Origin of the sequence: Caldisalinibacter kiritimatiensis (assembly GCF_000387765.1) — a bacterium.
In the GTDB taxonomy this organism is placed as follows: Bacteria; Bacillota; Clostridia; order Tissierellales; family Caldisalinibacteraceae; genus Caldisalinibacter; species Caldisalinibacter kiritimatiensis.
The window spans coordinates 1-244 of record NZ_ARZA01000120.1 but is presented as its reverse complement, the minus strand read 5'-3'; the positions used below and the strand labels follow the sequence as shown (position 1 = coordinate 244).

At 53.7% G+C, this 244-nt stretch carries 3 tRNA genes; all 3 read right to left on the bottom strand.

Going from position 1 to position 244, the window contains the following annotated elements:
* Positions 1 to 76 (bottom strand) — tRNA-Lys (locus L21TH_RS05860).
* Positions 77 to 82: 6 nt separating this feature from the next.
* A tRNA-His gene (locus tag L21TH_RS05855) sits at positions 83 to 159 on the bottom strand.
* A 6-nt stretch (positions 160 to 165) separates the two neighbouring features.
* Positions 166 to 242: transfer RNA gene (locus L21TH_RS05850), tRNA-Arg, on the bottom strand.
* Between the last annotated feature and the right edge of the window lie 2 nt (positions 243 to 244).

Sequence of the window (244 nt, the reverse complement as noted above, 5' to 3'; positions counted from 1 at the left end):
TGGTGACCCATCGGCGACTCGAACGCCGGACACCCTGATTAAAAGTCAGGTGCTCTACCAACTGAGCTAATGGGTCATAATATGGGGTGGATAATGGGATTCGAACCCATGGCCTCCAGAGCCACAATCTGGCGCTCTAACCAACTGAGCTATACCCACCACAACTGGTGCGCCTAGGAGGATTCGAACCCCCGACACACGGATTAGAAGTCCGTTGCTCTATCCAGCTGAGCTATAGGCGCAT